The organism is Prevotella sp. Sow4_E9_plate, from assembly GCF_052116205.1.
Taxonomy (GTDB): Bacteria; Bacteroidota; Bacteroidia; order Bacteroidales; family Bacteroidaceae; genus Prevotella.
The window spans coordinates 25,593-40,640 of the sequence record NZ_JBQKLN010000006.1 but is presented as its reverse complement, the minus strand read 5'-3'; the positions used below and the strand labels follow the sequence as shown (position 1 = coordinate 40,640).

Below are 15,048 nucleotides of genomic sequence, written 5' to 3'. Positions count from 1 at the left end.
ATATAGTTATTTCTTTATTTATCGCCAAATTTCAGGCTAAATATTTAAATATCTTTAGTTATTTAAAGGAAAATATGATAGAAACAAAGGAGTAAAACAGGCAAAATGCAAGTTTTAAAAATTATTAGGAAAAGAAGTGGCAATAGTTACATAAAAAAGTAGTATGTTTTCATTTCACAAAACATGTAACATAAAACATGTAATAGATATAAATCATTATGGAACAGCTGAATAACCCATTTGTTATCTACGGATATAAGGGAGCAGAATACTTCTGCGACCGCAAGAAAGAGACAGAAGTCATCATGAAGGCTTTGCAGAGCATGTGCATCACGGCATCAGCTCTGCCGATGTTACTCAAATGAATTGAGCAGTCCATCGCATACCTCCTTATTTGGAATGCCCGTCGTATATTATTGAAACATCGGTTCATATTTCTTGATGGTCAGGTAACCACTCTGGTAAAGCAAAGGCAAGGCATCCGTCATTTCCTCAGTAGATAGGTCGAAGGAACTCAATACCGCCTACTGCCTTTCCAGAGAAGCCAAAAGAATCTCTTCATAACTAAGTTCAATGGATTAAAAAGCAATATGAGCACATACCTCAGAGACAAAGAAAGGAGCAATGCTATGCACCGCTCCTCTATTATTTATCATTTGTAAGCCTTGACATATCCGATATTGACGATATAGCAGACATAAAATTGTTCATTTTTCTTGCAAAATCAGCGCCATTGGATTCTGTGACAATTTCTTCTTCTGATGTTATCTTTATGCCAAAGTTATTGGCAACCTTTTGTATGTAATCTTTACGCTTTTGAGAACGTAAAACATCTACTCCCGAAAGAAATAAATTTTCAATGGTTTCACCATCATCCGAAAGTAAAATTTTGGTCTCGGATTCTTTCTTGACAAAAATTTCTATATTGTCATTAAATAACCCCACAAAAGGTGTAGATACAGAAAACCATCCTGTACCTTTATCCTCTCTAATAGCTGTGTTATCTTTCAGCCATTGGTAGTATTCTGCTATTCTATTATCTATACATTAATTCACTTTCAAATGTTAGCTTTGTCTGTAAATTTATCACATCACTATTAGTTCTTATGGAAATGATAATCCTTCGTTAATCTTCCTTCACGATAGGATACAATTCTATGAATTCGCCATTATGGGACTGTCCATCATTGATGAGCTTTGCAAACTTTTCGCCTACTGTATCAATTGTATGGAAACCAGGCAAAGCCATGTTGCCATTCAGATCAGTGGTAGTTGGACCAGGGTGTACGCTGAAAATCTCAACAGGTATGTTGTTCTGCTCAAACTCCATTGCCATCACACCCATCATGGCATTCTGGGCAGCCTTGCTTGCCACGTAAGCCAGAGGATGCCAATACGGACTGATTTCACTAGGAACTGTGATGTTGACGATTCTACCCTTGTTGGCTTTGATGAGCGGAAGAAGGGCCTGAGTCACGGCCAAGGTGCCAAAGTAGTTTACGTCAGCAGTCTCCTTGATATCCTTCATGTCTGTCTCCCAGCTGGTCTTCGACATATCACCAGGAATACCGGCATTGTTCACAAGAAGATTGAGCGAAGGATAGTTATCATTGATCTCCTTTGCCGCCAAACTGATGCCGTCGAGATCACAGAGTTCAATTTTCACCCAACCAAGCACTGTACATCCTGCATCTTTCAACTTGTTCATAGCCTCCAAGGCTCTTGCTTCATTGCGCGCACCGATAATGATATCCCAGCCACTTAGCCCGAGATACTTACTGATTCCCAAGCCAATACCTTTATTGGCTCCTGTAATTAATGCTGTTTTGTTCATTTCAATCTATATTTTTTGTGTTAAATATTTCCTAAATATATTTTTCTAATCCCTTCTTCTTGTGCAATCCTTCGGGCAGTAAACAGAGTTTCAGTAGGTGTAGGTATAGAATCCTGCATCTTGTACTGTGGGAAAAACCTGCTAAAATGAAGAGGACAATCGGCCAAACCATTGTCTCTGAGCCAACTGCACATATCTCTTATCATGCCCTCGCCGTCGTTAACCCCAGGAATCAGCAGGTTTGTTATCTCCAGATGCACACCAGTTTCCTTCATTGTGAGAAGCGTATCCAGAACAGGCTGTAAATGACCGCCACATTGCTTCTGATACACATCTTCAGAGAATGCCTTGAGGTCGATATTGGCAGCATCAATGAGTGAAACTATCTCCCTAAGAGGCTCCGGGTTGATATAACCTGCAGATACCAGGATATTCCAAAGCCCCCTGGAATGAGCTTCCTTGGCGATGTCATAGATGTACTCATAATAGGTAAGCGGCTCCGTGTAGGTATAGGCAATGCCCGGCAAATGATGCTTGACTGCAATATCTACAATATCAGATGGAGACAACTCGTAGAAATCTACAGCAGACGGAAGTACCTGCGAGATATCATGGTTTTGACAGTTGAGACAACGGAAGTTGCAACCTGTACAGGACAGAGACAGACATCGGGTTCCGGGATGGAATTCATTCAGCGGTTTCTTCTCTACAGGATCATCTGCCAAAGCACACGGTTTACCGTAAACAACAGAGTAAAGCTTTCCGTTAAAATTCCATCTGCTGCCACATTTTCCATGCTTGCCTTCCAAGATAACACAACAGTGGGGACATAATTCGCACCTTACTGTATCAGAAGTATACTCACCTCCCCCATCAACTTTCTGATAAAAACAACATTCTTTCATACCCAAACCATTTCATGATTACACAATCATCTGAATATCGGCTACTAGAATACAATAGCCTCATAAGTATAAAGCTCAGCTGTCTTCCAGCCATCCCAACCTATTCCAGCCTTATCCTGAGAGCAATGCCCCAGGAATTCTTCCTTGGTCCATGATACTTCATCAGCCACCTGTGGAAGGAAAGTACCCGTATGATAGCCCTTGCGTATGAAAATACCCTGCTTGCCCAGTTCAAACTCATCTATACTTTGGATGCGTTTCATCGGTGTGAGTACTGAGATTTCGATATCAATATCATCCAGTTCCTCCATGGTCACCCCATAAAAGCGTGGATCCTCAAAGGCTGCCGCCTTTGCCATGTGCTCAACTACCTGATATAGTGGCATGTCTTCGCCAAAATGGCCGATGCAACCTCTGAGTCTTCCCTTTTTGTGCAGAGAGACGAAGGCTCCACACTTTGTAAGAAGAACATCAGATAACTTGCCTGGCTCATACTTCTTACCTTCAAGAGTAGCCTTGATGGTATGATAAGCGATAGACTTGAGCATCTTTCGGTCTTTAGAAGTTAAATCAAAACCACAGGTTTCGGCAGTAAAAACAAAAGAATGATACCCTACAACCTTGTCTTTTCCTCCATATGGGGAATCACCGGAGTTGCAGTACATAACATGATGTGGCTTGATCTTTGCATCATTTTCTGTCATCATCAACAATGTGGCAATAGGAGCCATGCCACATGCACTCGTTGCCAGATGGTCAATGCCAAGCTCCTGGTTGTGAAGGGTGGCGTTCACAAATGCTGCTACCTTTCCTGTCATGATGCTATCTTTTGTAAGTCCATCTACAATCTCAGCATCCTTGTATGCAGGATAGTGCGAGAAGTCGCTGCTGATAACGAAAAGATTCTTCTCATTCAGGTAGGGCTTCAGGGTATCAGCAATCTTCTTCAAGGTCGTCAATTCCTGCGTGGCAATGATGATAGGAACAATGGATGGTATCTTTTTCATGTGATATTGCAGAAATGGCAGTTCCACCTCCAGGCAATGTTCGCTCTCATGTGCTTCTTGAGCATAAGTAATAGCATCACTCTTTTTCATAAGGTCTTTACAGAGAGCGGTATCTACAGGAATATTTCCCAGAGGAGTGGCATAGGCAGAAGCACCTATATTTACTGATGCCTTCCCCAAATACACATGATGGCTAGGTCCCAGGAGAAAGATGTGCTCATATTCAGCATCCGGATTGATGGCAGCAAATGCCGATGCTGCAGTCACCCCAGAGAACACGTAGCCGGCATGAGGTACGATTACTGCCTGTACATTCTCCATTAAAGGGTTCTTGCACCTAGAGAAACAATTCTGAACATCCTGGCGGAGTTCTTTGGCATCGCCAGCATAAAAACTTCCTGCTACAGCAGGTTTGCGAATCTTAGCTTCCATCATAATACTTACTGTTATTAATACGATGAATATGATTTTTCTCATAACTCAAGATGATGATTCAGATGGCAAGATGCCACCTGTTTGCAAAGATACAAAATATCAGGTAGAAAAGAGTAAAATAGGATAAGATTTATATTAAATTTAATTTCCTCCATATCATCTGAACCATGATGCTCTCATTAGATGGTATTTGACTTACCCCCACAGTCAGTGCTTCCCTAAATCATCCAAGTCAAGTATAACTTAAAGGTTATTTGATACGGAAGTATGTAAAACGATGAGAAATATTTGGCTGTTAGGACAAAAATATGTATTTTTGCAGTGTCTTTGTGAGGCGTTGTCATCTCTGTCTTCATCATAAGATTCGTTTGCCCCCTACGACTTGCAATGCAGTGCAGATTAAACATCAAAATAACCGGTATGAGAGGGGCATCTCATATCAAAAAAATGAAGAGTCATGAAGAAAACTCTACTAGTATCAGCATTCTCAGCCATTGCCATGGTTGCAGGAGCACAAACAGAAGTGGCAAGTGCTGTCGGTGAATTTGATTTCATCACCAAGAATTTTACAGTAGGTCAGAAGACAATTCCGTATTCCTTGGTAAAAGATGAACAGAATGGTAAGTATGAAATTACCTTCTACAACACTGTTTTCAACAAAGAGAGAACCATTCAGGTTCCTCTTAAGGAGGTAAAGTATTATCCAACTAAGACATATACCGCATCTCTCCCAGTCAATAAGTTAACAATGAAGGAATCATTAGATAATGGAGACTCGTTTACACCTGACAAGCCTTTAGAAACCTTTGATGATTTCGCCACATTTATAAAGGAAAAAGTATCCCACTATGGCTATGGTCCTGAATTTGTTCCGTTTGCAGATGCTCAGGGAATTTGGTATTTTGTGGACGATTATGATTATCATAGCAATGAATTTGATGGTTTGTCCAAAGTTTTCAAATATTTTGGATATTATGACAAAAAGTCCAATCAGGTGTATATGCACTTTGTAGCTAGAGTAGATTTTGAGGTAGATGATTCCAATATTGAATGGAATGAAGGCAGTGCTCAAGGTGAGGTGTTCACTCCTATACTGAAGAAAATCTCCCTGAAGGATTATGACGCAAACTGTGCTGAGAGTTTTGATAGCTATGTTACTCAAAACCTCTTTAACCAGGATGAAAAGTTTGAGTTTGTTACCCAATCTTACAGAGAAGTTGCATCCGATGGCAACAGTGGAGTACAGAATTCTGAATCTCCTTACCAAATTAATGGCCTGTCAGGAAACACTCCTGTAGCCATTTCTATCAGTAGAGAAAACAAGGCCTACGAAAGCTATATCTCAGTTATAGGAGAGGATGGCGAAGAAATTGTCAACCTGCCAGATGGCAGTTATGACCTCCATTTCATCAAGTTGGACGGAAAACTCTATATGACAGTGAATACTGCTAAAGACGGTCAGGAACAGACTATTATTTATAGTGTAGATAATGTAAATACAAGCATTACCGAATTGGCCCGCACCACTCCTGTGAAGGCTCGTAAGTTGTTTAATTCATTGGGAATGCAGGTTAGTAAGAATGCCAAAGGCTTGGTGATTCAGCAAGGCGGAATCAAATATTTTAATAAATAGGAAAGGGCATATTTAAAATAGAAAAGACTCGCATAAGGTTCACCTAAGCTACCATGTCTTTTCTATTCGTCGTAGATACAAAAAACGTGCTGCCTATATACCACTTGAAAGTATATAGGCAGCACCGCCCATAAAAAGGGGCAGGCGCTTCTCACCCTGCCCCTATATCTGAATATCAGATTCTCTGATAGATAGCATCATAAACCGAGTCAATGCAACCAGCTAATATATTGTCCGTGACATCGAATGGTATCCATTCTTCATCTATCTCCCAAGCACTCTCGCCTTTGTAGAAAAGGCTATTGCCATAGAGCTTGATGTATGCCACCTGTACTTCTTCAAGTTCACTGGCGTTTTCAACTCTTCTAATCACCCATCCCGCATCATAGTGCTCCTCATCCTGTGTGAGGTCAATTTCCGTTACACCCTTTTCCGCCATCATGTTCTTGATGGCATTTTCAATTTCTTTGTGAAGTTCAATCTTCTTTTTCGTAAAATCGATGTATTCCATACCTTATTATATGTGGAGAGGTGGTTAACCTCTCCGTTACCTTTTTTATGCTACAATTTTGTATTGATTGAAATTCATGTAATCATCCCCATTCACGTGGCATTCCTGCCATGTTGCCAGCTGCTCGGTGGTGATGGAATCAAGTTCCAAGCGTTCTGCGATGTACTGGAGTGCTTCCTGTTCCGTATTGAAATACTCCCACTCATATGAACCATCGAGACATGAGTTCACCACGAAACGGCAACTGAAATACTTGCCTTCGGAGTCATTCGTGGCATAAACTTCGTTTCCTTCCTCTTCCACCATGAAATAAACCTTCATGTCCTCATAGTGCTTTTCAAGAATATGACGGAAATCCGAAGTTCCCCATGCCTCCTCTGCCTCGATGGTGAGTAACCCCTTCTCTATTTCACAACTTTGGATGAAACCTCTGAGATAGTAATCCTTGATGTCTTCTCCCAAAGCCCATGCGATGTTACCTTCCCAATTCTTGGCAGAAAGCTCATCAAATGGCTTTCTTTCACCCTTGTCAAACTCTCCGAAAAGCTCATAAATCTCCTGGAGGTCCTTTTGCTTACCTTCAATTCGGTATCCGACCTGTGCCCAATTCGCCATAGTCCTACTGATTTTCTATTTGTGAATAATAAAGCTGCTTCTCCTTCAAATCCTCCATGATGGATGCCGCCAATGTACATGCCCACTCATCACGTGGGTCATACCATCCGTGCTCGTGGCATTGTGCGAGCTTGTCAATGAATGCCATTGCCACCTTGAATTTCTCATTCACTAAGTAACGATGGTCATTAGCCAACTCTTCTCCGGTGAGCTGAGCACTACCCATCTTGCCATTAACGAAACGTGAGAACACGTCTGCAAACTCCTTGTCATTTGGTGAAATTACTTTTCCCATGATTTCTACTATTTAAAAGTTCAACATTAAAAATATATTCTAGATTTCCTGAAACCCAGCCTTTTTAGGACTTTTGTTTTGGGAAAATCCGAGATTTTTTTAAAAATTACATTCCAGCGTAACCTTTACCACTATGCCTTTTTTCGTGCATAAAAGATGGCTTGTCCACCAAAGGCAGAAAGCCAAGCAAGAAACATCAAACTTTTTCGGAATACCCAATCTCTGATTGCGGAAGGCTGCCGAAACAAGTTTTATGCTTCTAATCCTTTAGGTGGTGCTTGGAGTCTGCCAGGACAACCATACCTTTGCAAAGAAAAAAGCCTGCGGTGAAGGACAGCCTGGAGATGGTATTGAAAAATTGAGGTTTTCCCGCATGACAAAAACGAAGTAGTTAAATAGAAAAATCTCAAATCAACCAATCCGGTTATCGAAAATTCCATCCTTATGCCAAAATAGCTGCTAAATAAACACCTTAATTTTAACACTTCATAGCCCGTTTTTTTACATAAATGCCCATATTTTAGTTAAAAAATAAGTTTAATTTTTTTTATCCCCTCTATCTCAAAAAAACTCTGTTCCTTTGCAGCCGATTCAGGAATTTAACAATAAAATAAAAATGGGAACATTTAGCATATTTGCTTTAGTATTGACCTTCATTCTGGTGTTTTATTATGCCGTGGTCATTTTCATGGATCTGAGGAAAATCAATCCAGGGATCAGGAAGGATGATGTAGAGTTTATCAAAACTGCTGAGGAGCAAGAAACTCAGCATGAAGAAGAGGAACAACCTGTGGATGTGGACGAGGACAATATCCTTCATCCTTTATCACATGAAGTTGGTGACTCTCAACCGGCATCTGGCCAACCTCATAATGAAGGCACCTATATGACTGTTGAAGATATCAAGAACATGAAGACGAGTGAGGTGTATGAGAGAATTCGCAATGCCAAGAATGAGATGATCACCTATCGTGCCGATGCCGAGCATGAATTGGCATCCGAGGATTTCCGTCAACACATGATAGAGGGTGAAATGCTGTTGGATCAAATGTCAGAGAGTCTTGCCAACATGTCTTTATAAATATCATTTCGTATGAAGGATAAAGTCAAGATTCTAGCCATGTTTCTCCTGTTGCTGTCCATTTCCCAACTGGGGATGGCCAATTGTGGAACAACCGATTATAGCGGAAGCACCGGCAGGCTTTACGATATGGTGACTTATGTACTCACCATGTGTTCCTACGTGGCACAGCTTACGTATGTCATAGCCACTCTTTTGAGCTTCTACTGCGCTATCAACATCTACATCAAGCTGCAGACAGGTGAGGATGGATTTGCCAAGAGTGTTCTGATACTCATCGGAAGCCTGATATTCCTGGCTTCGGCAACATTTGTATTCCCTGCGTTTTTCGGTTTCCGATATGGAGTAACAGACCATTTATGGTAGAAAAAAATATAACATATATTCATTTAATTATTCTAAGACAAACAATGAACAAAGTAATCAGTAATTTGGTTAGTGGCGCAAGAAATGGTGCCGCAGCCACAGTTAAGAAAGCCAAGGCTTTCGTAGTGAACCCTCGTATGGGTATGCTTTCAATGATGCTCCTTTTTGTGAGCGTGTCAACTTTTGCTCAGGATGTGGATGCAGGTCTCGCTGCTATCGAAACCTCCACTGAGAGCTTGAAACGATATGTACCTGTTGTGACCAACTTGTGCTACGCCATTGCCGGTATCGTGGCCATGATTGGTGCCATCAGTGTGTATGTGAAGATGAACAACGAGGAGCAGGATGTCAAGAAGAGCATCATGATGATTGTAGGTGCTTGTATCTTCCTCATCGCAGCAGCTCAGTGTCTGCCTTTGTTCTTTGGTCTCTAATCCTTGGATATGAGTAACATAGACCAGGAAAGATTCCAGGATTATCCAGTTTTCAAGGGGCTTCAAAAGCCCCTTGAATTCATGGGTTTGAAGGGAAGATACATCTATTGGGCCGCAGGTGCTGTAGGAGGGGGCCTTCTGGGCTTTCTCATTGGCTATATCATATTCGGATTCATTGTTGGACTCATCCTGCTTACCACTTTCTTGTGTGTGGGTGGAGGGATGATTTTCATCAAGCAGCATAAGGGCCTGCATAGTAAGAAGTCTCCCAAGGGCATCTTTATTTATGCCCGTTCTAAAAGCTATTAGGTATAATAACAAAATAAATTGATTCAATAACATGGTAGCAATCGCAGTGGTAACGCTTTTTGTCGCCATACTGGCAGGCATGGGCATATCCGTTTGTGCCTTTGGCACTGGAGGAAAGAGACCTAAGGTCTTCGAAGACATTTATTTCAGTGTGGAAGATGTAAATGGTATGGGAATAGTTTATACAAAAAGTGGTGATTATTCTGCTGTCCTCAAAATCAAGAACCCTATCAGAAAGTATTCTGCTTCAAAGGCCAGCTATTATGAATTCACGGATCTCTTCACTTCTCTACTGCAATTGTTGGGTGAAGGATATGCCTTGCATAAACAGGATGTTTTCGTACGCAAGCAGTTTGACATGAACAAGATTGCAGCTCATGAGGATAAAACTGCAGCCAAACGTTTTCTGTCCGATTCCTACTTCCGTTTTTTCAATGGCCGCACATATGTGGCACATGAAACCTATCTGATTATTACACAGAAGGGTAAAAGTGGAACAATACATAGTTATGACACTGCCAAGTGGAAGGATTTTCTAGTGAAGCTCCAAAAGGTTCATGACCGTTTGAATGGCTGTGACGTGGAAAGCTCATTCCTTGGAGCTGAGGATTGCAGAATCATTGCAGACCGTTTCTTTGCCATGGATTTCAATCATTCTCGTGTATCCATGAGTAACTTCAGGGTTACCGCTGAGGAGATTGGCATGGGAAACAACCATCTTAAGGTTTACAGTCTCCTGGATGTGGATCAGGTAGGCCTGCCTGGCATGATTCGTCCCTATTCCGAGAATCAGGTGGGTAACAGCATCCTTTCAGAGGATTTGCTCTCAGCTTTGGATTCTCTCCCGGATGTAGATACCTTGGTTTATAATCAGGTTATCTTTTTGCCAAATCAAAAGAAGGAAGTCATGAAGCTTGACAAGAAAAAGAACCGTCATGCTTCCATTCCCAATCCCAACAACCAGATTGCCGTTGAGGACATAGAAAAGGTTCAGTCTGAAATCGCCCGAAACGGCAAGATGCTTGTTTATGCTCATTATAATATGGTGATCAAGATAGCTGGTGATAAAGACTTCCAGAAGATTACAAATTCCCTGGAGAATATGTTCTCTAGGCACAGTATCCATATATCGAAGAGAGCCTATAACCAGTTGGAACTCTTTGTAGCCAGTTTCCCTGGCAACTGTTTCAAACTCAATGAGGACTATGACAGATTCCTCACGCTTTCGGAGCCGGCTCTTTGCCTGATGTATAAGGAGCATCAGCAGCAGGGTGATAATTCGCCTCTGAAGTGTTACTATACTGACCGACAGGGACTGCCTCTTCCCATTGACATTACTGGAAAGGAAGGTAAGGTGAAATATACCAATAACTCCAATTTCTTTGTACTGGGACCAAGTGGAAGCGGCAAGAGCTTTTTCATGAATTCCGTGATGCGACAGTATTATGAGCAGGATACAGATGTGGTCATCGTGGATACGGGCGACAGCTATGAGGGAATCTGCAACTATTTTGAGGGAACCTACATTTCCTACAGCAAGGAAAAGCCCATCTCAATGAATCCCTTCAAGATAACAGAGCTGGAGTATGAGGAGAATTTTGGCGAGAAGAAGAACTTTCTGAAAAGTCTTGTCTTTCAGCTTTTCAAGGGAACAGATTATCCCACAAAGATTGAAGATACCATTATCAATCAAACCATTACGGAATATTATGAGGCCTATTTTCATCCCTTTGAAAAGTTCAGTACCAAGGAAAGAAGCCAGCTGAAAGAGATGCTGCTACTTGAGGATAAGAAGAATGGTAAGTATGACCAGTATGAGCAGGAAATGGAGGAACGCTATGATCGTGTCATGGAGGAAAAGGAGACTTCTTCCAGAAATGCACGACTCATTGATAAGCTCCAGGCTGTTTTGGACGATACTGCTGCCACTGAAGGAGAGAAGAAAGCTGCCCTTCATCAGCTTCAGCGCCTTACTCCAGAGTTGATAGAGAAAAATTATCTCCTTCGCATTGAGCGTAAGATTGATAAGATGGAGAGACAGAGAAAGAATCTCAGAGTGCAGGAACTTTCGTTCAATTCCTATTATGAGTTTGCCCTTGAAAGAATTCCGCAGTTGATTGTCCAGCAGAACATTGAGTTCGCAATCCATGACTTTGCGGCCATTCTGAAGCCTTTCTATCGCGGTGGTGAGCAGGAACACATCCTTAACAATGACTTGGATGCATCCCTGTTTGACGAGAAATTCATTGTCTTTGAGATCGACAAGGTGAAGGATGATCCTATCCTTTTTCCTCTTATCGTTCTCATTATCATGGATGTCTTCACTCAGAAAATGAGAATCAAGAAAGGCAGAAAATGCCTGGTCATAGAAGAGGCATGGAAAGCTATCGCCACACCCGTGATGGCCAACTATATCAAGTATCTCTATAAGACGGCCCGCAAACATTGGGCAATGGTGGGTGTGGTCACCCAGGAAATCCAGGATATCACCTCCTCTCCCATCGTCAAGGAAGCCATTGTCAACAATTCAGATGTGTTCATGTTGCTGGACCAGAGCAAATTCAAGGATAAGTTCTCGGAAATAAAGGCAACCCTGGCTCTTACAGAGAATGACTGCCAGAAGATTTTCACAATCAATGGCCTTGACAACAAGGAAGGCAGGTCTCCGTTCAAGGAGGTCTTTATCAAGAGAGGTCTGGTGGGCGATGTCTTTGGAGTGGAGGAACCTCCTGAGTGCTATATGGCCTACACGACGGAGAAGCAGGAGAAAGAAGCACTGAAGTTCTATAAGAGACGCTTGGGTTCCGACTATAGAACCGCCATCGAAACCTTTGTGAGCGATTGGCATTTGAGTGGTATCCAGAAATCCCTGGAATTCTCCCAGAAGGTTCTCAAGGAAAGAAAAGTATTCAATTATAAACAGTCATCATAAAAGAACCATGCAAAGAATCTTAGCATCGATCATCTTATCCTTTCTTATTTGCTCTCCTCTTTGGTCACTGAGCTGGAGCAGTGTGAATATAGACAAGGTGACGGCCGCGGCTATGTCTGCTGCCTATGAAACGGAAACATTGGTGGAAGGGAATACGGCCAGTAACATCAATAAAATCTTTGATCATTATCAGTCTGCAGGCTTGGCATCTGCCGGTATCTTCCAGAGCATGAAGAAGTTGAGGGACGCTAGACGTAACCCGGGACTCTTTGCCTCAGAGGAGAATTATTATTACCAAAGAATCTTCCGTTTGGTGAAGGACGGTATCATGCCGAAGTTCATTACTGTGGCAGGAAAGATGCTAAAGCAGCCGGATAATGCCATCCATTGGGGTCCTTACCTATTAAAGACCACAACGAATGTGGAGAATCTTTGCAAGCAATTTGAGGTGGTGGTTACTCATGGTAAGCTTTCCTTCAAGGACATCAGGTTCTTGGTTCTCAATGAAGATCTCCAGAAAATATTCGATTTGACGCAGCTCGGAGAAGTGGACTGGAAGTCGCTTCTGGGAAAATTGGGGGAATTTGGAACAGGCATCACCCAAGAGGAAATCGCTGAGGATTACAAAAATCTGGGAAGTATCATTGCGCAGGCAGGAAAAGCCGCCTATGACAGCAACCTGGAAAGTGCCAGCAAGATTGGTGCTATATTCAAGGCTAAGCCCAAGGAGATTACCAAGCTGTATAAGTCCTTCAAAAACCACTATAAATCCTTTAAGGATGCCGGTAACATCAAGGAATTGTTGTTTGCCGTGGTGGGAGAAGGCAATGAAGATGCAGTGGAAAAACTCTTTCAGACAAGTGGCTATAACCTTACGGGATATATCTCTTCCTACATCAAGGAACTACAGGGACAGTATTACACTGAGAGATGGTATATCTACAAGCATGATTCCGGGTCGGAAGTTAAATGTGAATATAGTCCATCTAGCTATGAGGGATATGGTGATGCCAGATGGAAAGAAGCATGGCACATTCATACCAGTGGTAAAAAACGTGAAGCCTATGAGAAGATTCCATGTTATAAATCCCTTTCTCAGGATGAGGACAAGGAAGTGAAAGATAAGCTTTTCCAAATCACAGGGTGGAATGCAGATAAATGTCAGGAATATAACCAGGCGCATCCTGGTCACCAGTGTATGATACTCTATACTAGGAAGCATGAGGATAGAAAGCGCCATTATGGAGGCGGACTTTTGAAACATTCCTATGACGAACGCTTCTGTTTTAACTCCTACAAGGTAAAGGTGACAGACACTTGGGACATCAGAGAGGAGATTTATGAGGAAACCTTTGATTCTCAGACAATGGACAAAAAAACTTTCATCCAAAAGATGAAGGCTCGTCTCAATGGCTTGATTGATGAAAATGAGAAATTCTTGAAAGAGCATCCAACCATTTCAATAGAGATGGGTAGTGATCATCCAAGATATTATACCATGGCTGATGAGAAGAAAATGGAAGGCTGTAATTCTGTGAGTTTTATCGCCCAATGTGAGGATGGAGCCACCCTTGGAGAAGGCTCGTTCAACTGGAAGGAAAATGGCAGCCAGGGAAATAAGCTGGAATGGCCGAAGTCCAAGGACTTTGCCATGTCCAATTCTCCAACGGCAGATGATGGATCCAAGGCATTGCTTCAAAAGCAAAAGGAATTCTCAGATGAGGTCAATGCCCTGAAATCCGAAATCAAGGGCAATGATACCAAGATGAGAAATCTGGTCAAGAGAATCAATCAGGCCAAGATGAACAGGAATTTGCCCCTTGCAAAAAAACTTCAAGGCGAGTATGATACCCTGTCCTATGAAACGGCACTTCTCAAGGAACAACTCAAAGAAGCTGAGGGGAAACTCTCCCAAGCCACTCGTGCGCTGGATGAATACTACAAGGATATGAGTGACAATTTGGATGGTCCCTATCGGATACCCAACAATATGGCCAGCCTGGCCTCCATGTATCAAATCCAATGGCTGGATGAGGGAGAATGGGTACAAGGGAGTGACGCCTATGTCTTTGTAAGACATGGCTATTGTGCAGATGCCAAAACCAATGTCACATATACTGCTTCTTTGAAGTTAAGTCGCAAGCCTACCTATGTGCTTGGTGTACGCATACACCGCGCAGTTCTGTCAGTGGATTTCAAGCTTACCTCCAGCAGTAGTTCTGAGAATGTCATCGAAGTCATGAAACTCAATATGAACCAGAGCGAGAAATTAAGGGCAGAGGAGGTCAACATGCGACTTAAGCAATGGATGGAAGACCTTCCAAACTGTGCTGTCTCAGTGAGATACAATTATGCTTCCAATCCGACAGAAGAGGATGATGATGAAGACGGTATCCACCTTCTCCTTGCAGGTGACCGCCTACAGGTTGCAAGATATGTAGAACAGGAACTGACCAAGATCTTTGCCCAGCTGGTTCTTATCGAAAAAGTGATGACACAGAGGGAATGCATCTTGGACTTTCTCAAAAGACAGATCTTTGACGTGGTCAGCAGAAGCGGCAGAAACGGTATTGCCGAATATGCCCTCAGACGTTGGGAAGGTGCAGGCTTGGAGGCTATGAAAAAATCCTCTCTTGCCCATAAGACAGAGCAGCAGGATAATGGCAGTTCTAATGATCAATAAAATTGTAG

General features: G+C 42.2%; 15 protein-coding genes. 8 read left to right on the top strand and 7 right to left on the bottom strand.

Going from position 1 to position 15,048, the window contains the following annotated elements:
• Positions 1-218: 218 nt before the first annotated feature.
• Positions 219-365 carry a hypothetical protein gene (locus tag ACTQ53_RS03715; RefSeq protein WP_441932074.1) on the top strand — a complete coding sequence of 49 codons (147 nt, stop codon included), beginning with the start codon at positions 219-221 and terminating at the stop codon, positions 363-365.
• A 280-nt stretch (positions 366-645) separates the two neighbouring features.
• Here ACTQ53_RS03715 and ACTQ53_RS03710 read toward each other — a convergent pair whose 3' ends face one another.
• From ACTQ53_RS03710 to amrB, 4 genes are all read right to left on the bottom strand, one after another.
• Complete coding sequence (locus ACTQ53_RS03710) at positions 646-945, bottom strand: DUF1828 domain-containing protein (protein ID WP_441932073.1); 300 nt, start codon at positions 943-945, stop codon at positions 646-648.
• A gap of 181 nt (positions 946-1,126) precedes the next feature.
• Positions 1,127-1,834, bottom strand: a complete 708-nt coding sequence (locus ACTQ53_RS03705) for an SDR family NAD(P)-dependent oxidoreductase (protein ID WP_441932072.1) — start codon at positions 1,832-1,834, stop codon at positions 1,127-1,129.
• Between the two features lie 20 nt (positions 1,835-1,854).
• Positions 1,855-2,739, bottom strand: coding sequence for an AmmeMemoRadiSam system radical SAM enzyme (gene amrS, locus ACTQ53_RS03700; RefSeq protein ID WP_441932071.1), 885 nt, complete (start codon positions 2,737-2,739; stop codon positions 1,855-1,857).
• Between the two features lie 44 nt (positions 2,740-2,783).
• A complete protein-coding gene (amrB, locus tag ACTQ53_RS03695; protein WP_441932070.1) occupies positions 2,784-4,223 on the bottom strand; it encodes an AmmeMemoRadiSam system protein B in 1,440 nt (479 codons plus the stop codon).
• A gap of 415 nt (positions 4,224-4,638) precedes the next feature.
• Here amrB and ACTQ53_RS03690 point away from each other — a divergent pair, with 415 nt between their 5' ends.
• Positions 4,639-5,814, top strand: coding sequence for a hypothetical protein (locus ACTQ53_RS03690; protein WP_441932069.1), 1,176 nt, complete (start codon positions 4,639-4,641; stop codon positions 5,812-5,814).
• Positions 5,815-5,989: 175 nt separating this feature from the next.
• Here ACTQ53_RS03690 and ACTQ53_RS03685 read toward each other — a convergent pair whose 3' ends face one another.
• The 3 genes from ACTQ53_RS03685 to ACTQ53_RS03675 are packed head-to-tail and all read right to left on the bottom strand — an operon-like array spanning position 5,990 to position 7,235.
• Positions 5,990-6,325, bottom strand: a complete 336-nt coding sequence (locus tag ACTQ53_RS03685; RefSeq protein ID WP_264949525.1) for a hypothetical protein — start codon at positions 6,323-6,325, stop codon at positions 5,990-5,992.
• A 45-nt stretch (positions 6,326-6,370) separates the two neighbouring features.
• Positions 6,371-6,940 (bottom strand): hypothetical protein, encoded by a 570-nt coding sequence (locus ACTQ53_RS03680; RefSeq protein ID WP_441932068.1) that lies wholly within the window; start codon positions 6,938-6,940, stop codon positions 6,371-6,373.
• Positions 6,941-6,944: 4 nt separating this feature from the next.
• Positions 6,945-7,235 (bottom strand): sulfide:quinone reductase, encoded by a 291-nt coding sequence (locus ACTQ53_RS03675; RefSeq protein ID WP_441932067.1) that lies wholly within the window; start codon positions 7,233-7,235, stop codon positions 6,945-6,947.
• Positions 7,236-7,851: 616 nt separating this feature from the next.
• On the opposite strand from ACTQ53_RS03675, the gene ACTQ53_RS03670 reads away from it, so the two are divergent.
• From ACTQ53_RS03670 to ACTQ53_RS03645, 6 genes are all read left to right on the top strand, one after another.
• Positions 7,852-8,316: a hypothetical protein gene (locus tag ACTQ53_RS03670; RefSeq protein ID WP_441932066.1), complete on the top strand. Its 465-nt coding sequence runs from the start codon at positions 7,852-7,854 to the stop codon at positions 8,314-8,316.
• A gap of 12 nt (positions 8,317-8,328) precedes the next feature.
• Positions 8,329-8,682 carry a DUF4134 family protein gene (locus tag ACTQ53_RS03665; protein ID WP_441932065.1) on the top strand — a complete coding sequence of 118 codons (354 nt, stop codon included), beginning with the start codon at positions 8,329-8,331 and terminating at the stop codon, positions 8,680-8,682.
• Positions 8,683-8,726: 44 nt separating this feature from the next.
• Positions 8,727-9,116: a DUF4134 domain-containing protein gene (locus ACTQ53_RS03660; RefSeq protein ID WP_441932064.1), complete on the top strand. Its 390-nt coding sequence runs from the start codon at positions 8,727-8,729 to the stop codon at positions 9,114-9,116.
• Between the two features lie 9 nt (positions 9,117-9,125).
• On the top strand, positions 9,126-9,425 hold the full coding sequence (locus ACTQ53_RS03655; RefSeq protein ID WP_287596232.1) for a DUF4133 domain-containing protein: 300 nt from the start codon (positions 9,126-9,128) through the stop codon (positions 9,423-9,425).
• A 31-nt stretch (positions 9,426-9,456) separates the two neighbouring features.
• Positions 9,457-12,357 (top strand): TraG/VirB4 family ATPase, encoded by a 2,901-nt coding sequence (locus tag ACTQ53_RS03650; RefSeq protein WP_441932063.1) that lies wholly within the window; start codon positions 9,457-9,459, stop codon positions 12,355-12,357.
• Between the two features lie 82 nt (positions 12,358-12,439).
• Positions 12,440-15,040, top strand: coding sequence for a hypothetical protein (locus tag ACTQ53_RS03645; RefSeq protein WP_441932062.1), 2,601 nt, complete (start codon positions 12,440-12,442; stop codon positions 15,038-15,040).
• Positions 15,041-15,048: the final 8 nt, after the last annotated feature.

Excerpts from the sequence above, each read along its gene's own strand:
- amrS (WP_441932071.1), bottom strand. The coding sequence starts at position 2,739 with ATGAAAGAATGTTGTTTTTATCAGAAAGTTGATGGGGGAGGTGAGTAT.
- ACTQ53_RS03675 (WP_441932067.1), bottom strand. The coding sequence starts at position 7,235 with ATGGGAAAAGTAATTTCACCAAATGACAAGGAGTTTGCAGACGTGTTC.
- ACTQ53_RS03705 (WP_441932072.1), bottom strand. The coding sequence starts at position 1,834 with ATGAACAAAACAGCATTAATTACAGGAGCCAATAAAGGTATTGGCTTG.
- amrB (WP_441932070.1), bottom strand. The coding sequence starts at position 4,223 with ATGAGAAAAATCATATTCATCGTATTAATAACAGTAAGTATTATGATG.
- ACTQ53_RS03655 (WP_287596232.1), top strand. The coding sequence starts at position 9,126 with ATGAGTAACATAGACCAGGAAAGATTCCAGGATTATCCAGTTTTCAAG.
- ACTQ53_RS03680 (WP_441932068.1), bottom strand. The coding sequence starts at position 6,940 with ATGGCGAATTGGGCACAGGTCGGATACCGAATTGAAGGTAAGCAAAAG.
- ACTQ53_RS03660 (WP_441932064.1), top strand. The coding sequence starts at position 8,727 with ATGAACAAAGTAATCAGTAATTTGGTTAGTGGCGCAAGAAATGGTGCC.
- ACTQ53_RS03715 (WP_441932074.1), top strand. The coding sequence starts at position 219 with ATGGAACAGCTGAATAACCCATTTGTTATCTACGGATATAAGGGAGCA.
- ACTQ53_RS03670 (WP_441932066.1), top strand. The coding sequence starts at position 7,852 with ATGGGAACATTTAGCATATTTGCTTTAGTATTGACCTTCATTCTGGTG.
- ACTQ53_RS03665 (WP_441932065.1), top strand. The coding sequence starts at position 8,329 with ATGAAGGATAAAGTCAAGATTCTAGCCATGTTTCTCCTGTTGCTGTCC.
- ACTQ53_RS03685 (WP_264949525.1), bottom strand. The coding sequence starts at position 6,325 with ATGGAATACATCGATTTTACGAAAAAGAAGATTGAACTTCACAAAGAA.
- ACTQ53_RS03690 (WP_441932069.1), top strand. The coding sequence starts at position 4,639 with ATGAAGAAAACTCTACTAGTATCAGCATTCTCAGCCATTGCCATGGTT.
- ACTQ53_RS03650 (WP_441932063.1), top strand. The coding sequence starts at position 9,457 with ATGGTAGCAATCGCAGTGGTAACGCTTTTTGTCGCCATACTGGCAGGC.